This is a genomic window from Streptomyces sp. NPDC050549, assembly GCF_040655035.1.
Taxonomy (GTDB): domain Bacteria; phylum Actinomycetota; class Actinomycetes; order Streptomycetales; family Streptomycetaceae; genus Streptomyces.
Genome location: NZ_JBFAJD010000036.1, coordinates 1 through 16,056, shown reverse-complemented (window position 1 = coordinate 16,056; position 16,056 = coordinate 1). Strand labels below are relative to the sequence as shown.

9 protein-coding genes are annotated in these 16,056 nt (G+C 69.3%); 2 read left to right on the top strand and 7 right to left on the bottom strand.

Annotated elements, in window-relative coordinates; genetic code table 11:
- Nucleotides 1–508: 508 nt before the first annotated feature.
- The 7 genes from araD to AB0I51_RS36960 form a co-directional block, all read right to left on the bottom strand.
- Entirely contained in the window at nt 509–1,237 is a 729-nt protein-coding gene (araD, locus tag AB0I51_RS36990; RefSeq protein ID WP_362982776.1) for an L-ribulose-5-phosphate 4-epimerase AraD, read from the bottom strand.
- Between the two features lie 84 nt (nt 1,238–1,321).
- The gene (gene araA, locus AB0I51_RS36985) at nt 1,322–2,839 is read right to left on the bottom strand and encodes an L-arabinose isomerase (protein ID WP_362982775.1); all 1,518 of its coding nucleotides are present in this window, start codon (nt 2,837–2,839) and stop codon (nt 1,322–1,324) included.
- A gap of 239 nt (nt 2,840–3,078) precedes the next feature.
- Nucleotides 3,079–4,761 (bottom strand): ribulokinase, encoded by a 1,683-nt coding sequence (araB, locus tag AB0I51_RS36980; protein ID WP_362982774.1) that lies wholly within the window; start codon nt 4,759–4,761, stop codon nt 3,079–3,081.
- Between the two features lie 103 nt (nt 4,762–4,864).
- Nucleotides 4,865–5,884, bottom strand: coding sequence for an ABC transporter permease (locus AB0I51_RS36975; protein ID WP_362982773.1), 1,020 nt, complete (start codon nt 5,882–5,884; stop codon nt 4,865–4,867).
- Nucleotides 5,881–7,461, bottom strand: coding sequence for a sugar ABC transporter ATP-binding protein (locus tag AB0I51_RS36970; RefSeq protein WP_362982772.1), 1,581 nt, complete (start codon nt 7,459–7,461; stop codon nt 5,881–5,883). The genes AB0I51_RS36975 and AB0I51_RS36970 overlap by 4 nt, the downstream gene beginning before the upstream one ends.
- 2 nt (nt 7,462–7,463) lie before the next feature.
- A complete protein-coding gene (locus AB0I51_RS36965; protein WP_362982771.1) occupies nt 7,464–8,603 on the bottom strand; it encodes a substrate-binding domain-containing protein in 1,140 nt (379 codons plus the stop codon).
- A 485-nt stretch (nt 8,604–9,088) separates the two neighbouring features.
- Entirely contained in the window at nt 9,089–10,120 is a 1,032-nt protein-coding gene (locus tag AB0I51_RS36960; RefSeq protein WP_362982770.1) for a LacI family DNA-binding transcriptional regulator, read from the bottom strand.
- A gap of 709 nt (nt 10,121–10,829) precedes the next feature.
- On the opposite strand from AB0I51_RS36960, the gene AB0I51_RS36955 reads away from it, so the two are divergent.
- Nucleotides 10,830–12,287, top strand: a complete 1,458-nt coding sequence (locus AB0I51_RS36955) for an arabinofuranosidase catalytic domain-containing protein (protein WP_362982769.1) — start codon at nt 10,830–10,832, stop codon at nt 12,285–12,287.
- 200 nt (nt 12,288–12,487) lie between these two features.
- Entirely contained in the window at nt 12,488–15,106 is a 2,619-nt protein-coding gene (locus AB0I51_RS36950; RefSeq protein ID WP_362982768.1) for a LamG-like jellyroll fold domain-containing protein, read from the top strand.
- Nucleotides 15,107–16,056 lie beyond the last annotated feature (950 nt).

The following is a 16,056-nucleotide window of genomic DNA, read 5'->3' as shown; positions in this document are numbered from 1 at the left end:
CTGAACGCAATCACCAGGACGCCGGCACGCTCGTCCGGCAGACTGCCGGCTCCTCCCCCTCCACTCCTGCGCAAAGTCCCTCCTGCCAGGGGGTGTTACCGCCGCAGTCCGTGCTGCCGGCCCCGCAAACGCGCATGCCGCGTAGCCAGGGCGACGCGGACCGGGGCGGACAGCCCGCCGGCCGGGCACACAGGGAAACCCCGTCGCCGCGACGCCGGCCGGGCATCAGGCAAATGCCGCACGTGCAGATCCGCATTCCGCGTCGGCCACGCCCGGGACAATCCTTTCGCGTCCACCCGAGGCTTCCCGACCCGCCGTTCGTCAACCTCGGGCTGTACGCCCAATAGAGCCCGGCCTTGCACGAAAAGCGCTCCGGCCTGGGCGGGACACACCTCGCACGGTCCATCGCGTTGCACACTACGCGGAAGGAGCGGACCGGTGGCCGCACCTGGGCGCGGGCGGGCGCTTGCCCCGGCGCGGCGTGAGCCGGTTCGGCGGACGGCGGCGGTCAGCTGCGAGACGCCTCCGGTCCCGGGTTGCCGTAGTAGGCGTTTGGGCCGTGTTTGCGGGTGTAGTGGCGGGCGAGGAGGTGTGGGGGTGGTGGGGCGGTCGGGGACAGGGCCAGGGTCTGGATGGCCATCTCGGCGACGGCTTCGCAGATGATCGCGTGTTCCAGGGACTTTCGGGCCGTCGCGCCCCAGGTGAAGGGGCCGTGGTTGGCGACGAGGGCGGCCGGGACCTCGACGGCCCTGCGGTCGTCGCTCTCCAGCAGGTCGACGACCACGCGGCCGGTGTTGTACTCGTAGTCTTTCGCGCACTGGTCGGGGGTGAGGTCGGGGGTGCAGGGGACGGGTCCGTTGAAGGTGTCTGCGTGGGTGGTGCCCAGGACGGGGATGTCGCGGCGGGCCTGGGCGAAGGCGACGGCGTGGGTGGAGTGGGTGTGGGTGATGCCGCCGATGGAGGGGAAGGCGAGGTAGAGGCAGCGGTGGGTCTCGGTGTCGGTGGAGGGGCGCAGGTCGCCGCCGACGACCTTGCCGTCGGACAGCCGCACGGTGACCAGGTCGTCGAGGACAAGGCCGTCGTAGGGCACCCCGGAGGGCTTGATGACGAACACGCCGGCCTCGCGGTCGACGCCGCTCACGTTGCCCCAGGTCAACGTGGCCAGCCCGGCCTGGGGGATGGTCAGGTTGGCGTCCAGTACCTCGTGCCGCAGGCCGTCACGGACTCGCGCGGTCATCGGTGCTCTCCTTGCGGATCGGTCAGGATCACGGGGATCAGAGGGGTCACGGGGGTCACGGGGGGTCATCGGGGTCATGGGGGGTCAGAGGGCCTGGGCGAGCCGGTGGTAGGCGGCGTTCCAGCGGATCTCCTTGGCGAGGTGCCCGGTGTGGGTGGTCTCGTCGATGGTGAGCAGTTCGACGCCGGTCATCGCCGCGTAGTCGGTGAGGGTCTCGGTGTCGACGGCGGAGCTGAGGACGGTGTGGTGGGGGGCGCCGGCGAGCAGCCAGCTCTCGGCGGATTCGGCGAGTGAGGGGCGGGGTTTCCACACGGCGCGGGCGACCGGGAGGCGGTGCAGGGGTTCGCTGGGGGTGACGACGTCGACGGTGTTGGCGGTGAGGCGGAAGCGGTCGCCGAGGTCGGAGAGGCCGACGACCAGGGCGGGGCCGGGGGCCGCGTTGAAGACGAGGCGGACGGGGTCCTCGCGGCCGCCGATGGACAGGGGGTGGATCTCGCAGCTGGGGAGGTCGGCGGCGATCGAGGGGCAGACCTCGAGCATGTGGGCGCCGAGGATGCGGGGGGTGCCGGGGCCGAGGTGGTAGGTGTAGTCCTCCATGAAGGAGGTGCCGCCGGGTTTGCCGGTGCCCATGACCTTCATCGTGCGCAGCAGCGCGGAGGTCTTCCAGTCGCCCTCGCCGCCGAAGCCGTAGCCGTCGGCCATCAGACGCTGGACGGCGAGACCGGGCAGCTGGCGCAGTCCGCCCAGGTCCTCGAAGTTGGTGGTGAAGGCGGTGAAGCCGCCCTCGGTGAGGAAGCTACGCAGGCCGATCTCCTGGCGGGCCGCGTAGAGGAGGGAGTCGTGGCGGATGCCGCCGGGGCGCAGGGCCGGGACCACGTCGTACACCTCGACGTACTCGGCGGCCAGTCGGGTCGTCTCCTCGTCGGTGACCTGGTCGACGACGGCCACCAGGTCGTTGACCGCGTAGGTGTTCACCGAGTACCCGAACCGGAGCTGGGCCTCGACCTTGTCGCCCTCGGTCACGGCGACGTCGCGCATGTTGTCGCCGAAGCGGGCCAGGCGCAGGGTGCGCGAGGCGTGGCGGCCGACGGCGGCCCTGGCCCAGGCCGCGACGCGGTGGACGACCCTGGGGTCGGTGGCGTGCCCGGCGACGATCTTGCGGTCGATGCCGAGGCGGGACTCGATGTGGGCGAACTCCCGGTCGCCGTGGGCGGCCTGGTTGAGGTTCATGAAGTCCATGTCGATGCTGGGCCAGGGCAGCGACAGGTTGTACTGGGTGTGCAGGTGCAGCAACGGCCGGTCAAGGGCGGACAGACCGGCGATCCACATCTTGGCCGGCGAGAACGTGTGCATCCACACGATCACGCCCACACAGGCGTCGGAGGCGCTCGCCTCCTGGCACACCCGGCGGATCGCGTCGGCGTCGGTGAGGACCGGCTTCCACACGATCCTGACCGGGATCTTCCCCGGGCCGGAGAGGATCTCGGCGATACTTTGGGACTGCTCGGCGACCTGGTGCAGGATGTCGTCGCCGTACAGGCCCTGACTGCCGGTGAGAAACCAGATCTCCTGGTCCGGGTAGGGGCTGGTGTCGGTGTCCATGAGGGTTCCTTCAGAGTGTTGGGCGGTTGGGACGCGGCTTATGGGGTCTGCCGTTGATGACTCGGAGGGAATAGCCGCCGGGTCTCAGGGGCTGGCGACTGGCACCACTGGGTGGTGGCACTCGACGTTGATGGCGCGACGCAGTTCTCGACGAATGTCGTCAACGCCGGGATGCAGGTCTGCCACGGTCATCGAGATTCCTTTCAAAGGGAGTTGACCGCCGGGCAAGGGGGTGCCGCTCAGGCGGAGGCCTCGGCGCGCAGGCGGCGCAGACGGTGCATGACCTCGTTGGCACCGCGGCCGAAGTAGTCGTGCAGCAGCCGGTATTCGGCATACAGCCGGTCATAGGCCGCCGCGCGTTCCGGGTCGGGCCGGTAGACGGCCGGCCGGGCCTTGCCCATCGCCTGGGCGGCGGCACGGATGTCGGGGTACAGACCGGCGGCGACCGCCGCGTGCATCGCCGCACCGAGCGCGGGCCCCTGCGCCGAGTCGATGACACCGAGGGGGCGGCGCGTGACGTCGGCGTAGATCTGCATGAGCAGCGGATTCTTCATCAACCCGCCCGCGACGATCAGTTCCCGCACCGGCACCCCGGCCGTCTCGAACGCCTCGATGATGGTGCGGGTACCGAAGGCGGTGGCCTCCAGCAGCGCGCGGTAGACGTCCTCCGGCCGGGTCGACAGCGTCAGGCCCACCACGACACCGCTGAGATCGTGGTCGACCAGAACCGACCGGTTGCCGCTCTGCCAGTCCAGCGCGACCAGCCCGTGCTCCCCCACCCGCTGTTCGGCCGCCAGGGCTGTGAGGTGCTCGTGCGGATCACGGCCGAGCGCGGCAGCCTGTTCGGCGTACGAGGCGGGGAAGGCGGTGCGCACGAACCAGCCGAAGATGTCCCCCACCCCGCTCTGCCCGGCCTCATACCCCCACAGCCCCGGCAGGATGCCGCCGTCGACGACCCCGCACATGCCCGGTACTTCGGCCCACCGGTCGCTGCTCATCACATGACAGGTGGAGGTGCCCATGATGGCGACCATCCGGCCCGGCTCCACGGCAGTCGCCGCGGGGGCGGTCACATGCGCGTCGACGTTCCCCACGCACACGGCGATGCCCTCGGGCAGACCCGTCCACGCCGCCGCCTCGGCCGTCAACCCGCCTGCCCGCTCCCCGAGTTGGCCGACCGGCTGGTCCAGCTTGTCGATGACGAAACCCGCGAAGTCGGGGTTGAGGGCGGCCAGATAGCCGGCGGAGGGGTAACTCCCGTCCTGCAGTTGCCCCTTGTACCCGGCGGTGCACGCGTTGCGGACATAAGAGCCGGACAGGCGCCACACGATCCAGTCCGCGGCCTCGATCCACCGCTCGGTCACCTCGTAGAGCTCGGGATCCTCTTCGAGGAGTTGCAGGGCCTTGGCGAACTCCCACTCCGAGGAGATCTTCCCTCCGTACCGCCGCAGCCAGGGCTCCTTGCGCACCTCGGCCAGCGCCGTGATCCGGTCCGCCTGGGCCTGCGCGGCATGGTGGCGCCACAACTTGACGTAGGCATGCGGACGGCCCACGAACTGGGACAGTTCGCACAGCGGCGTACCGTCGGCCAGGACCGGCAGGACCGTACACGCGGTGAAGTCCGTACCGATCCCCACGACCTGCTCCGGCCGCACCCCCGAACGCGCCAGCGCCTCCGGGACGGCGATACGCAGCACGTCGATGTAATCCGCGGGCACCTGAAGCGCCCAGTCGGGCGGCAGCAGGGTGCCGTCGGGAAGCTGCCGGTCCAGGACCGCATGAGCATACGGGTGCTCGGCGGAGGCCAGCTCGGCACCATCGGCGACCCGCACCACCACCGCCCGCCCCGACAGCGTCCCGTAATCGACTCCGATGACACAGGGTTCCGGGTTCCCTGCCGTCCGGTCTCCGGCATTCACCATCAGTCTCCTTTCAAGGATGTTCGATATCACGATCGCTGTCCGACTCTTCGAAGATGCCGCCGCGGCGGCATCCACGCAGAGATCGGCGAAGTCGATCGACGTACTAGCTACGGCTCTTGCCGAAGTAGCGGGCCCGTGCCCGGTCGAGCAGGATGGCGATGCCGAGGACCGCTCCCTGGACCACCTGCTGGTCGTACGGGCTGACCTTGAGCGCGAGCAGGCCGTTGGTGATGAACTCCAGCAGAATCGCGCCCGCCGCGATGCCGGCGATGCGGCCCTCGCCGCCGGAGAGCGACATGCCGCCGACCACCGCTGCGGCGATCGCGGTCAGTTCCCAACCGGCGCCGACCGACGGGTCGGCCACGTTCATCCGGCCGATCACCATGATGCCGACCACACCGGCCAGTGCAGCGCTGGCCACGTAGGTGGAGGTGATCCGTCGGGCGGTTGGGATACCGGCCAGCCGGGCTGCCTCCTTGTTGCCGCCGACCGCGTAGATCTGCCGGCCCACGTAGGTGCGCTCCAGCACGAACCAGGCGATGACGGCCGCGCCGACGAAGAACAGTGCGGGGACCGGCACTTCGCCGATGTAGTACTGACTCAGGTTGCTGAACAGCGGCGAGAGATTGTTGATGGGCGAGCCGCTGGTGATCGCGAGCGCCATGCCCTGCGCCACGGTGTAGGTGACCAGGGTGATCACGAAGGGCGGCACGTTCAGGCGGGTGACCATGATGCCGTGCCAGAGACCGACCCCACCGCAGATCACCAGCGTGAACAGGATCGCGAGGGGCGCGGGCATGCCCTCGTTCACGTTCATCCACGCGGCCAGGATCCCGGCCAGACCTGCCAGCGCGCCCACCGAGAGATCGATGCCACCGGTCAGGATGACCAGCGACTCGCCGATCGCCAGGATGCCGACCTGCGACAGGTCGCGGCCCATCACCTGGAGGTTGCCCACCGCGGTGTACGTCTCCGCGTTGGCCGCGATCCCGACGAACACGAGCACGCAGGCGATGATCACGCCGGCCTCCGGGGAGGCGGCGAGTTTGCGGGCGAGGCTCGACAGGGCCGGGCGGGAGCGCGGCGCGGCCTCTTCGGGTGCGAGCGTGCTCTGCGCGCTCATGCTGTGGCTCCGTTCGTCAGTTGTTCCTGGTCCGGCGTTTCCGGGTCGAGCGGGGACGTTCCGGCCGCGGCCGTCATGATCCGTTCCTTGGTGGCGTCGGCCCGGTCGATGACCGTGGCCACCCGGCCGTGGTTCATCACCGCGATGCGGTGGCAGATCCACAGCAGCTCCTCCAGTTCGGAGGAGGCGACCACCAGCGCCATGCCCTGCTCCGCCGCCCGGTCGATCAGCTTGTAGATCTCCGCCTTCGCGCCCACGTCCACGCCGCGGGTCGGCTCGTCGAGCAGCAGCAGGCGCGGCTCGGCGGCGAACGCCCGGCCGAAGATGGCGCGTTGCTGGTTGCCGCCGGAGAGCGAACCGATCGGCTGCTCCACGGACTGCATCCGCACGTTGACGTTCTCGGTGATCTTCCGTGCCTCGGCGCGCTCGCGGCCGGGCCCGAGCAGGCCACGGGTGCTGATCCGCTTGAGCACCGAGACGACGACGTTGGACCGGATCGACGCGAACAGGACCAGCGACTGTTCCTTGCGGTCCTCGGGGATCAGGGCGATCCCGGCCGCCACACCGTCACCCGCGCCACGCGGCCGGTAGGACTCGCCGCCCAGCCGCATCCGGCCGCCCGTCGAGGGCTGCGCGCCCGCGATCGTGTGGACCAGGCGGCTGCGGCCCGAGCCCATCAGCCCGGCCACGCCCAGGATCTCGCCTTCGCGCACCTCCAGGTCGACGGGGCCGAGACCGTCCGCGGTCAGTCCCTCGACCTGCAGCAGGACCGGGCTCGTCGCCGGCGGCGCCTTCGGCTCGCCCTGTGCGACCTCGCCGCCGACCATCTCCCGGATCAGCCGTTCCTCGGTGGCCTCGGCCGGTTCGAGGTCGGCGACCAGCCTGCCGTTGCGCAGGACCAGGACGCGGTCGCTGATCTCCCGCACCTCGTCCAGACGGTGCCCGATGAACAGCACCGTGCCGCCGCGGTCGGCGAGTTGGCGGGCCAGGCCCAGCACCATCTCGGCCTCGACCGGCCCCAGCGAGGAGGTCGGTTCGTCCAGGATCAGCAGCTTGGGCTCGCGGCCCCAGGCCTTGGCGATCTCGATCATCTGCCGGGTCGGCACCGGAAGGGTGCGCACCTCCCGGCTCACCGGAATCGTCTCGGCGGACAGACCGATCTCCGCCAGCATCGCCTTCGCCTCGGCACGCTGCGCGGCGCCGTCGACCAGGACCCGGCGTTTCGACTTCCGCGGGCGGCGGCCCAGCAGCAGGTTCTCCGCCACCGAGAGCTGTCCGACCAGCGGGAACTCCTGGGAGACCATGGCAATACCGAGCTGTCCCGCGGCCTCGGTCGACCCGGCGGCGAGAGGCTCGCCGCCGACCAGGATCTCGCCGCCGTCCCGGTGGACGGACCCGGCCAGCGTGCCCATCAGCGTGGACTTTCCGGCGCCGTTCTCGCCGACCACGCCGATCACCTGGCCGGCGTACAGGTCGAGTTCAGGCAGGTCGAGGACGCGCACCGGTCCGTAGGACTTGTGCACCCCCCGCAGCCGCGCCGTGATCGCGCGGCCCGGGGCGTTCTCCGTGGCCGTCATGCTCAGCCGATCCCGAGCTGCGACTCGAGGGACTGGTACGCGCTCAGGTCGGACTTGGTGACCAGGCCCACGCCGGAGCTGAGGGTCGAACCGTCCTTCTCCAGGTAGGGCTTGACGAGCGCCATCGTCGCGGCCTTGCCCAGCACCTTCTCCGCGGCCAGGATGTACGCCCCGGTGTAGCCCTGCTGGTACGGCATCTGCACGACGGTGCCGGAGATGACGCCCGACTTGATGAACTTCAGTGTCTGGGCGTCGGAGTCGTCGGACACGATGTGCACCGAGGCGGTCTTGCCGGCTGAGGTCACCGCCTGGGCCAGCGCGGGACCGTCGTAGGAGTAGACGCCGTAGAGGCCGGTGACGTCGGGGTTGTTGGCGAGGATGGTCTCGGCGTCGGAGGTCGCGGTGCTGGCCTGGAGGTTGTCGTTGACCTTCTGGGCGACGGTGATCTTGGTGCCCTTGAGCGCGGCCTCGAAGCCTGCGATGCGCTGGGTGGCGTTCGACGCGGTGAGCGAGCCGACCAGGATGGCCACCTTGCCCTTGCCGCCGAGGACCTGCTTCATCGCGGTGCCGGCCTGGAAGCCGGCGGTGTAGTTCGGGGTGCCCAGGTAAAGGGAGGCGGCATCGGTGCCGGGCAGCGGTGAGTCGATCGCGAGGACTCCGATGCCCTTCTGGACGTCGGTGTGGATGGTGCCCGCGGCCGAGGTCGGGTCGATCGCCGAGATCGAGTAGCCGGTGACACCCTGCGAGCGCAAGGTCTCCAGCTCGGAGTTCTGTTCGGTCAACTTGCCGTTGGGCGGGGCGAAGTAGGTGCACTTGCTCTTCGATATGCCGAGGTCGGAGCAGCCCTTGAGGAAGCCGACCTGGCCGGCCTTCCAGTAGTCGGCGGCCACGTTCACGACCATCGCGATGTCGACCTTGGACAGGTCCTTCCCGGCCAGCGCGGACTTCAGTGCCGCGTCGAGCTTGGCGAGGTTCGTCTGGTTGAAGGTGACCGAGCCGGCCAACGCGACCGGGGCGGCGCTGGAGCTCGCCGAGTCCGAGCCGGAGGAGCCGGTGGCGTTCTTGGAGCAGCCGGCCGCGGCGAGCGAGATGAACACCACGGCTGCGGCGGCCACGGTGCGGGACCTTCTGGTACGGATCATGGTTGATCAGAGCCTTTCGGGGCGTGTCGGGGTGAAGAGAGCTCCCACGACCGGATGCGGTGTGGGCGGATCGGGAAACGACCGGGGCACTGACCTGCCGGCCCGCTCCGGCTGTTGGGCATGACGGTGCGTCGGAGGCGGGGGGGGATGGTCGGTGGCAGTCCGGCCAGGAAGTCCTGGGGAGCTAGAAGTCGGCTGCAGGAGTGTGAAGGCCGAACGTGGTGAACGCGGCGAGGGCGGCAGTCTACGGCCGCCTGACGGGCTGTCAGGTAGTGGGGACCATCGGGTCGGAGGACGGACCACTTGTCCGGTCCCGTGACCCAAGTGGACCGGGAACAGCGGTCGTTCGGCCTACGGCACTCACGTGCGACGGCGCCCGGGTGATCGGGGGCCCGCGGCAGGATGGTCGGCGGTCACGCTAACGGGAAGGGGCCCATCTCGTTTCCTCTTCTCTGGGCAGGCCGGTGGTGCGACCGAGGCGCCGGTCAGTGCCGGGGTCGGGTCGCCGACGTGCGCACCACAAGACTGGGTGGGATGACGATGTGAGGTCTCTCGTCGGCCGCCGGGAGCCCCGCATCCGGGTCACCGACGATCTCGATCAGAGCGCGCAGGGCACGCCGGCCGAGTTCGTCGAAGTCCTGACGGACGCTGGTCAGTGACGGGCCGAAATACTCGGTCTCCGGCATGTCGTCGAATCCGACGACGCTGATGTCCTCGGGCACCCGGCGGCAGGCCTGTTGCACAGCCCGCAGCAGGCCGAGGGCCATGTGGTCGTTGGCGCAGAACACCGCGGTGACTTCGGGGTCGGCTGCGATCCGTTGACCGACCTCGAATCCGGTACGGGCCGTCCAGTCGGCGCCGCCCAACGGTTCGACCGTCGGAGCACCCCGCTTTTCCAGGGTGTTGCGCCATCCGGTCTCGCGCTCCTGCGCGTCGAGCCAGGAACGCGGCCCGACCATGTGGTGCACGGTGCGATGGCCGAGGTCGAGCAGGTAGGAGGTGGCGAGTTCGGCACCCGCCTCGTTGTCCACGGCGACGGAGGCGAGCTTGGCGTGGGTGCCGCAGCCGACCGCGACCAGCGGCACGTCCGACGGCACGCTCGCCAGCGCTCCGACGGCCGAGGTCTGTGGCGCGATGACGATGATCCCCTCGACACCCTGGTCCCGAAGGCGGTCGACGGCGTCCAGCACCGAACGGCGATCGAGCGTGCCGACCGCGGCCACGGTGACGAAGTACTCGTGTTGCCTGGCCGCCTGCTCGATGCCGTAGAGCATGCAGGCCGGCCCGTACAGCGTGGTGTTGAAGCTGATCACACCCAGGGTGCGGGTGCGTCGGGTGGCCAGGTTGCGGGCGGCGGCGTTGGGGCGGTATCCGAGTTCACGGACTGCGGCGAGCACACGGTCACGGGTGGCGGACCGTACGTTCGGGTGGTCGTTGAGGACCCGTGAAACGGTCTGATGCGAGACACCCGCGATCCGGGCCACGTCCGCCATCACCGGTGCGCGTTCCCCGTCCATCCTCCGCCTCCTCACGTGCTGCCGTGTTTCCGATCGGTTGCTTCTCCGGCCGGAACCAGCCTGCCGTGGAGAATTGTTAGCGCACACATTCCGGAGGGGTCAAGGATCGCAACTGCTCGCTTTCGGATGTTTCGGACAGCGTTGTCACGCACCCTCGAACTGCCCTGAGCTGGCAGGTCGTTGCCGAAAAGGGCTCCGCTCCACCGTGACCGCAGACCATCCCCCACGAAATCCAGGGCATTCGTTTCCACACTCTTGACCGTCCGCCACTGTTGACCGCCCATTCATCCCCGCGTAAAAAAGGCGGAGTTGCGAGACCGGTCGATCACCGTCGACCGTACGAGGTCGGCACCTGCACAACGCCCCGGTTCCAGGCCGGGTCAGCCGTTCCGGCATGCAGTCATCACGCTCGGCAGCCGTGCCCGAACAGAGGAAGACACAGGTCGCCAACACCCCTGTCCCCATGGAGCCCGGATGAGTGACGGCATCCGGGAACCTCGATTGTTAGCGCTCACATTTTCCCGCCGAGCGGGACGGCGATGCCCCGTTCAGCGCCGACCCCATGTCCCGGCGGCAGCTCCCGGCATGCAGACCACCGCATACCGGACGTCCCCCCGCTCGCTGCGCAGGCGACGCCGGGCCCGAGAAGAACGTGACACGGAAGAGGTTCACAGTGATAGCAAGGCATCTGAGAGGGCTCCGGCTGAGGGTGGTCGGCGCGGTCCTCGCACTTGTCGCCGGCATCCTGGTCGGGGCCATCGGCACCGCGGGCACCGCCCAGGCGGCCTCGTCCCTGCCGTGTGACATCTACGCCTCCGCCGGCACCCCCTGCGCCGCGGCGCACAGCACCACGCGAGCCCTCTACGCCTCCTACGCCGGCGCTCTCTACCAGGTCAAGCGTGCCTCGGACTCCACCACCACCGACATCGGCGTCCTCAGCACCGGCGGCTATGCCAACGCGGCGGCACAGGACTCCTTCTGCTCCGGCACGACCTGCGTCATCACCAAGATCTACGACCAGAGCTCGCACCACAACGACCTCACCATCGAGGGCCCGGGCGGCAACGGCGGCCAGGACGTCGGTGCGATCGCCAACGCCCTGCCGGTCACGGTCGGCGGCCACGCGGCGTACGGCGTCTTCGTCTCCGCGGGAGTCGGTTACCGCGACAACAGCACTACGGGCATCGCCACCGGCAGCTCCCCCGAGGGCGCGTACATGGTGACCAGCGGCCACCACGTGAACAACCGGTGCTGCTTCGACTACGGCAATGCCGAGACGTCCGGCAACGACACCGGCAACGGCCACATGGACGCGATCAACTTCGGTACGGAGTGCTGGTTCTCCTGCACCGGCTCCGGTCCCTGGGTCGAGGCGGACCTGGAGAACGGACTGTTCTTCGGGGCGAACGGCGCCTACTCGGGCAACACCGGCATCTCCAGCGAGTACGTCACCGCCATGGAGAAGAACAACGGCACCTCGGCCTACGCGATCAAGGGCGGCAACGCCCAGTCGGGTTCACTGAGCACCTTCTACAACGGGGCCCTGCCCACCACCAGCGGATACAACCCGATGCACAAGGAAGGTGCCATCGTCCTGGGCACCGGTGGTGACAACAGCAACGGGTCCGACGGCTCCTTCTTCGAAGGCGTCATGACCTCCGGCTATCCGTCCGACGCCACCGACAACGCCGTACAGGCCAACGTCACCTCCGTCGGGTACACCACCCCGACCGCGAGCTTCCCGGTCACCGGCACCGCCTACCGCCTGACCAACACCAACTCCGGCAAGGTCCTGGACGCGGTGAACTGCGGTACGGCCAACGGCACTTCGATCGACCTCTGGTCCTCGCTCGGCAACACCTGCCAGCAGTGGAAGTTCGCGAGCGCGGGCAACGGCCACTACACGATCACCAATGTCAACAGTGGCACTGTCCTGGACGACAAGAACTGCGGGCAGAGCAACGGCACGGCCGTCCAGTTGTGGGCCTCGCTCGGCAACACCTGCCAGCAGTGGGACGTCACCAAGGTCGGCAGCCACTACACCATCTCCAACGTCAACACCGGCATGACGCTGGACGTCACGAACTGCGGAACGGCCAACGGCACCGTGGTGCGCCAGTGGCAGCAGCTCGACAACACCTGCCAGCAGTGGGACATCGCCTCCTGACCGGAGAACCGACCCGCCGATGGTCCGCCGGCCTCCCCGGCGGCGGACCATCGGCCCGTCCCGGCCGTCGATCCCAAGACGAGCACTCATCACCCGCCCCCACTCGTTCGGAACCCACCGCGGAAAGCCACTCACCGCTCCCCCTCACTGCGCCCCATACGCAGCTGTCCGATCGATCCGCCTCGCAAAGGAACTCCCGCATGCCCGCAGAAACCGGACTGCCCCGCAGAACCGTCCTCACAGCCCTCGGCGCCGCGTCCCTGGCCGGAACCTTCGCCGCCGCCGCTCCGGCACAGGCCGCCGGACGCTCCGGCACCGCGGCGGACACCACTGCCTCGGAGCTGCCCGCCGCAGCCGCGCACTGGACCTTCGACGAGGGCTCCGGATCCTCCGCCGCCGACTCGTCCGGCAACGCTCACACCGCCGCCCTCCAGGGCGCGGCCGCCTGGGACACCGGCAAGATCGGCGCCCACAGCCTGAGCCTCACCGCGGGCGGCAACGCCGCGGCCACCGGGCCCGCCCTCGACACCTCCAAGGCGTTCTCGGTGGCCGCCTGGGTGAACCTCGGTCAACTGGGCGGCTACCAGACCGCCGTCAGTATCGACGGCCAGGTCGTCAGCGCCTTCTACCTCGGGCTGCGCGACGACACCGGCACCTTCGCCTTCGCCCGGCTCGCCTCGGACGCCACACAGGGTGCCGCCGTCGCGGCAGCCGCCTCCGCGCCCACCACCGGCACCTGGACCCACCTCGTCGGAGTCAGCGACCCGTCGGCCGGTGTCACCCGCCTCTACGTCAACGGCGTGCTGGAGGGTGAGAGCGACTACACCGCGGGCTGGGCAGGCACCGGCGACACCGCCATCGGTCGCGCCCTCTACGGCGGCGGGCACGTCGACCAGTGGCACGGTCTGATCGACGACGTGTGGATGTTCCCGACCGCCCTCACCTCAGACCAGGTCGCGACGCTGGCCGGGGTTCCGGTGGAGTCCACGACACCGTTGTTGAGCGTGGACGTCGCCAACCCGGCGCACGCCGTGTCCCCCATCCTTCCCGGCCTGATGTTCGAGGACATCAACCACTCGGGCGAGGGCGGCATCTACGCCGAACTGGTGCAGAACCGCTCGATGATGGCCAGCGACACCTCGGCCGTCCACTGGTCCGCCGTCGGCCGGACAACCCTCGCGCTGGACACCACCACACCCCTCAACGAAGCCCTCAGCCGCTCCCTCAAGGTCGCACTGCCGAACGGCACCGGGGCCGGCAACCGGGCCGGAGTGGCCAACGACGGATTCTGGGGCATCCCCGTCCGCCCCCGAACCACGTACACCGCGCGGCTGTTCGCCAAGGCGTCGCACCGGATCGGCCCCCTCACCGTGGCCATCGAGTCGGCGGACGGCTCGACGGTGTACGCCTCCGCACGACTGCACCACGTCGGCACCGACTTCCCCGACCGCCCCTTCGAACTCACCCTGCGCACCGGTCCGCGCACTCCTGTGGCCGGCGACGCGAGGCTGACCGTGACCACCGACGACCCGTCCGCCGCAGGCGAGACCCTCTGGCTCCAGTACGTCTCCCTCTTCCCGCCCACCTTCAACAACCGCCCCAACGGCCTGCGCATCGACCTGATGGAGAAGCTGGTCGCCCTGAAGCCGAAGTTCCTGCGTTTCCCCGGCGGCAACTTCCTTGAGGGCAACACCATCGCCACACGCTTCAACTGGAAGAACACCATCGGTCCGGCCTGGGAGCGCCCCGGCCACATGGACGACGCCTGGGGCTACTGGTCCACGGACGGGCTCGGCCTCCTCGAATACCTGCACTGGGTCGAGGACATGCACGCCCAGCCGGTCCTCGCCGTCTTCGCCGGCTACACGCTGAAGGGCGAACACGTCACCGGCGACGCCCTCAAGCCGTACGTGCAGGACGCCCTCGACGAGATCGAGTACGTCACCGGTCCGGTCACCAGCACCTGGGGCGCGAAGCGCGCGGCCGACGGCCACCCGGAGCCGTTCTCGCTGGAGTTCGTGGAGATCGGCAACGAGGACTGGTTCGACTCCTCCGGGTCCTACAACGAGCGGTTCGCGGCCTTCTACGACGCGATCAAGGCGAAGTACCCGCACCTGAAGCTGATCGCCACGGCAACGGTCACGAGCCGCACGCCCGACCTGATCGACGAGCACTACTACCTCGCGCCGTCCGCCGCCCAGGCCGCGACCCACAAGTACGACAACCGGGACCGCGCCTCGACCAAGGTCTTCGTCGGGGAGTGGGCCGCCCAGGAGGGACGCCCCACGCCCGACCTCAACGCCGCGCTGGGCGACGCAGCATGGCTGGCCGGGCTGATCCGCAACTCCGACCAGGTCCTCATGGAGTGCTACGCCCCGCTCTTCTCCCACGTCAAGAACAACGTCTGGGCCACCAACCTGATCGCCTACGACAACCTCACCAGCTATGTGTCACCCAGCTACTGGGCACAGCAGATGCTGACAAGCAGGTTGGGCAGAACGGTACTGCCGGCCACCACACGTGCGTTGCCCGTCGTCGCCACGGTCGCCACCCGCGCGGGGAACCGTCTCTACCTGGCGGTCGTCAACTCCGGAACGGAGAAGGTGAACGTACCGGTCGAACTGAAGGGCCTGGCGAAGGGCGTGAAGAAGAACGCCACCGCCACGGTCCTGACCGGACCCTCGCGCACCGCCACCAACACACTGACCGACCCCACCACGCTGGTCCCCACAACGAGCACCGTCACCGGCGCGGCAGCAACCTTCACCAGCACCCTGCCGCCGCTCTCCGTCACGGTCCTGGAACTCGTCCTGACCTGACCTCCGTCCACCCACCCCGCGCGCGGGAGCGCGAGATCAACCAGCGTCCGCACCGGCCCGTCCGTGCACAGCAGCGCGTCGCACAACTCGAACAACGCGTCGCCCCGCGCGGTCAGACACGCCTACAGCTCCGACCGGAAGGGTGACGCTTCCGCGAACGCATCCCGCAGGAGGCCCTGACGCACCAAACTCACGACCACGGCCTTCGCGCTGATCCACTCTGCGACGGAGCGCAGGATCAGACGAAGGCCGCCTACACGTCCGCCGAACCGCGAAAATGTTGATCAGGTTCAAGCCGCGTTCGACGCCGAACGTTAGAAGATTTCCCAGTGAGCGGTTGTGACCGTCACGGGCTCCGGGAGGCCAAGTCCTTTCAGCCATCGAACGGCGACAGGCTGACAGCCATACCCGGAGTCCTCGGGCTCACCGATCCTACGAATGACCGGCGTGGGCCCGCGCCAGAACGGTAGGACAAGCCGAGAGGCGCGAGCTGTCGTCCTGCTGCTGGTCGCCTTCGGCGCCCCGGCACCGCACCCCGGCCCGCGTTGTGGGGCCGAGGTGCGGTGCCTCGTGCTGCTGTGGACGGTGAGTCGGCCGGGGAGTTGGCCGGGTGCCCGTGGCCGTCATGATCCGCATCGGCGACGGTGGGGCCGCTCCCCCTTCACGGCCCGACCGGGCGCTCGGCCCGTGCCGTTGCTCACCCTCTCCAGCGTCCGGACTCAGCGGCTGGCGAGCCACTTGCGGGACAGCACCTTCAAGCCGGGGCCGCCGCTGACGCCGGGGCCCTTCACGCCCTGTCCTCTGCAGCCGAGATACCCCGAGCAGCCCGCTCCGGACTAGATGATTGATTCCAAGGGGTAGCTGCGCGGACGGAGCGAGGGTGCCCATTCTCAGTGTGTGACGACCGAGATAGACACCCTCGCAACTGCACTGTACGTGCGGGCCGATGA

Bases quoted from the DNA above. Each gene is read 5' to 3' on its own strand.
- araD (WP_362982776.1), bottom strand. From the start codon at position 1,237: ATGACCGCGCGAGTCCGTGACGGCCTGCGGCACGAGGTACTGGACGCC.
- araA (WP_362982775.1), bottom strand. From the start codon at position 2,839: ATGGACACCGACACCAGCCCCTACCCGGACCAGGAGATCTGGTTTCTC.
- araB (WP_362982774.1), bottom strand. From the start codon at position 4,761: ATGGTGAATGCCGGAGACCGGACGGCAGGGAACCCGGAACCCTGTGTC.
- AB0I51_RS36975 (WP_362982773.1), bottom strand. From the start codon at position 5,884: ATGAGCGCGCAGAGCACGCTCGCACCCGAAGAGGCCGCGCCGCGCTCC.
- AB0I51_RS36970 (WP_362982772.1), bottom strand. From the start codon at position 7,461: ATGACGGCCACGGAGAACGCCCCGGGCCGCGCGATCACGGCGCGGCTG.
- AB0I51_RS36965 (WP_362982771.1), bottom strand. From the start codon at position 8,603: ATGATCCGTACCAGAAGGTCCCGCACCGTGGCCGCCGCAGCCGTGGTG.
- AB0I51_RS36960 (WP_362982770.1), bottom strand. From the start codon at position 10,120: ATGGACGGGGAACGCGCACCGGTGATGGCGGACGTGGCCCGGATCGCG.
- AB0I51_RS36950 (WP_362982768.1), top strand. From the start codon at position 12,488: ATGCCCGCAGAAACCGGACTGCCCCGCAGAACCGTCCTCACAGCCCTC.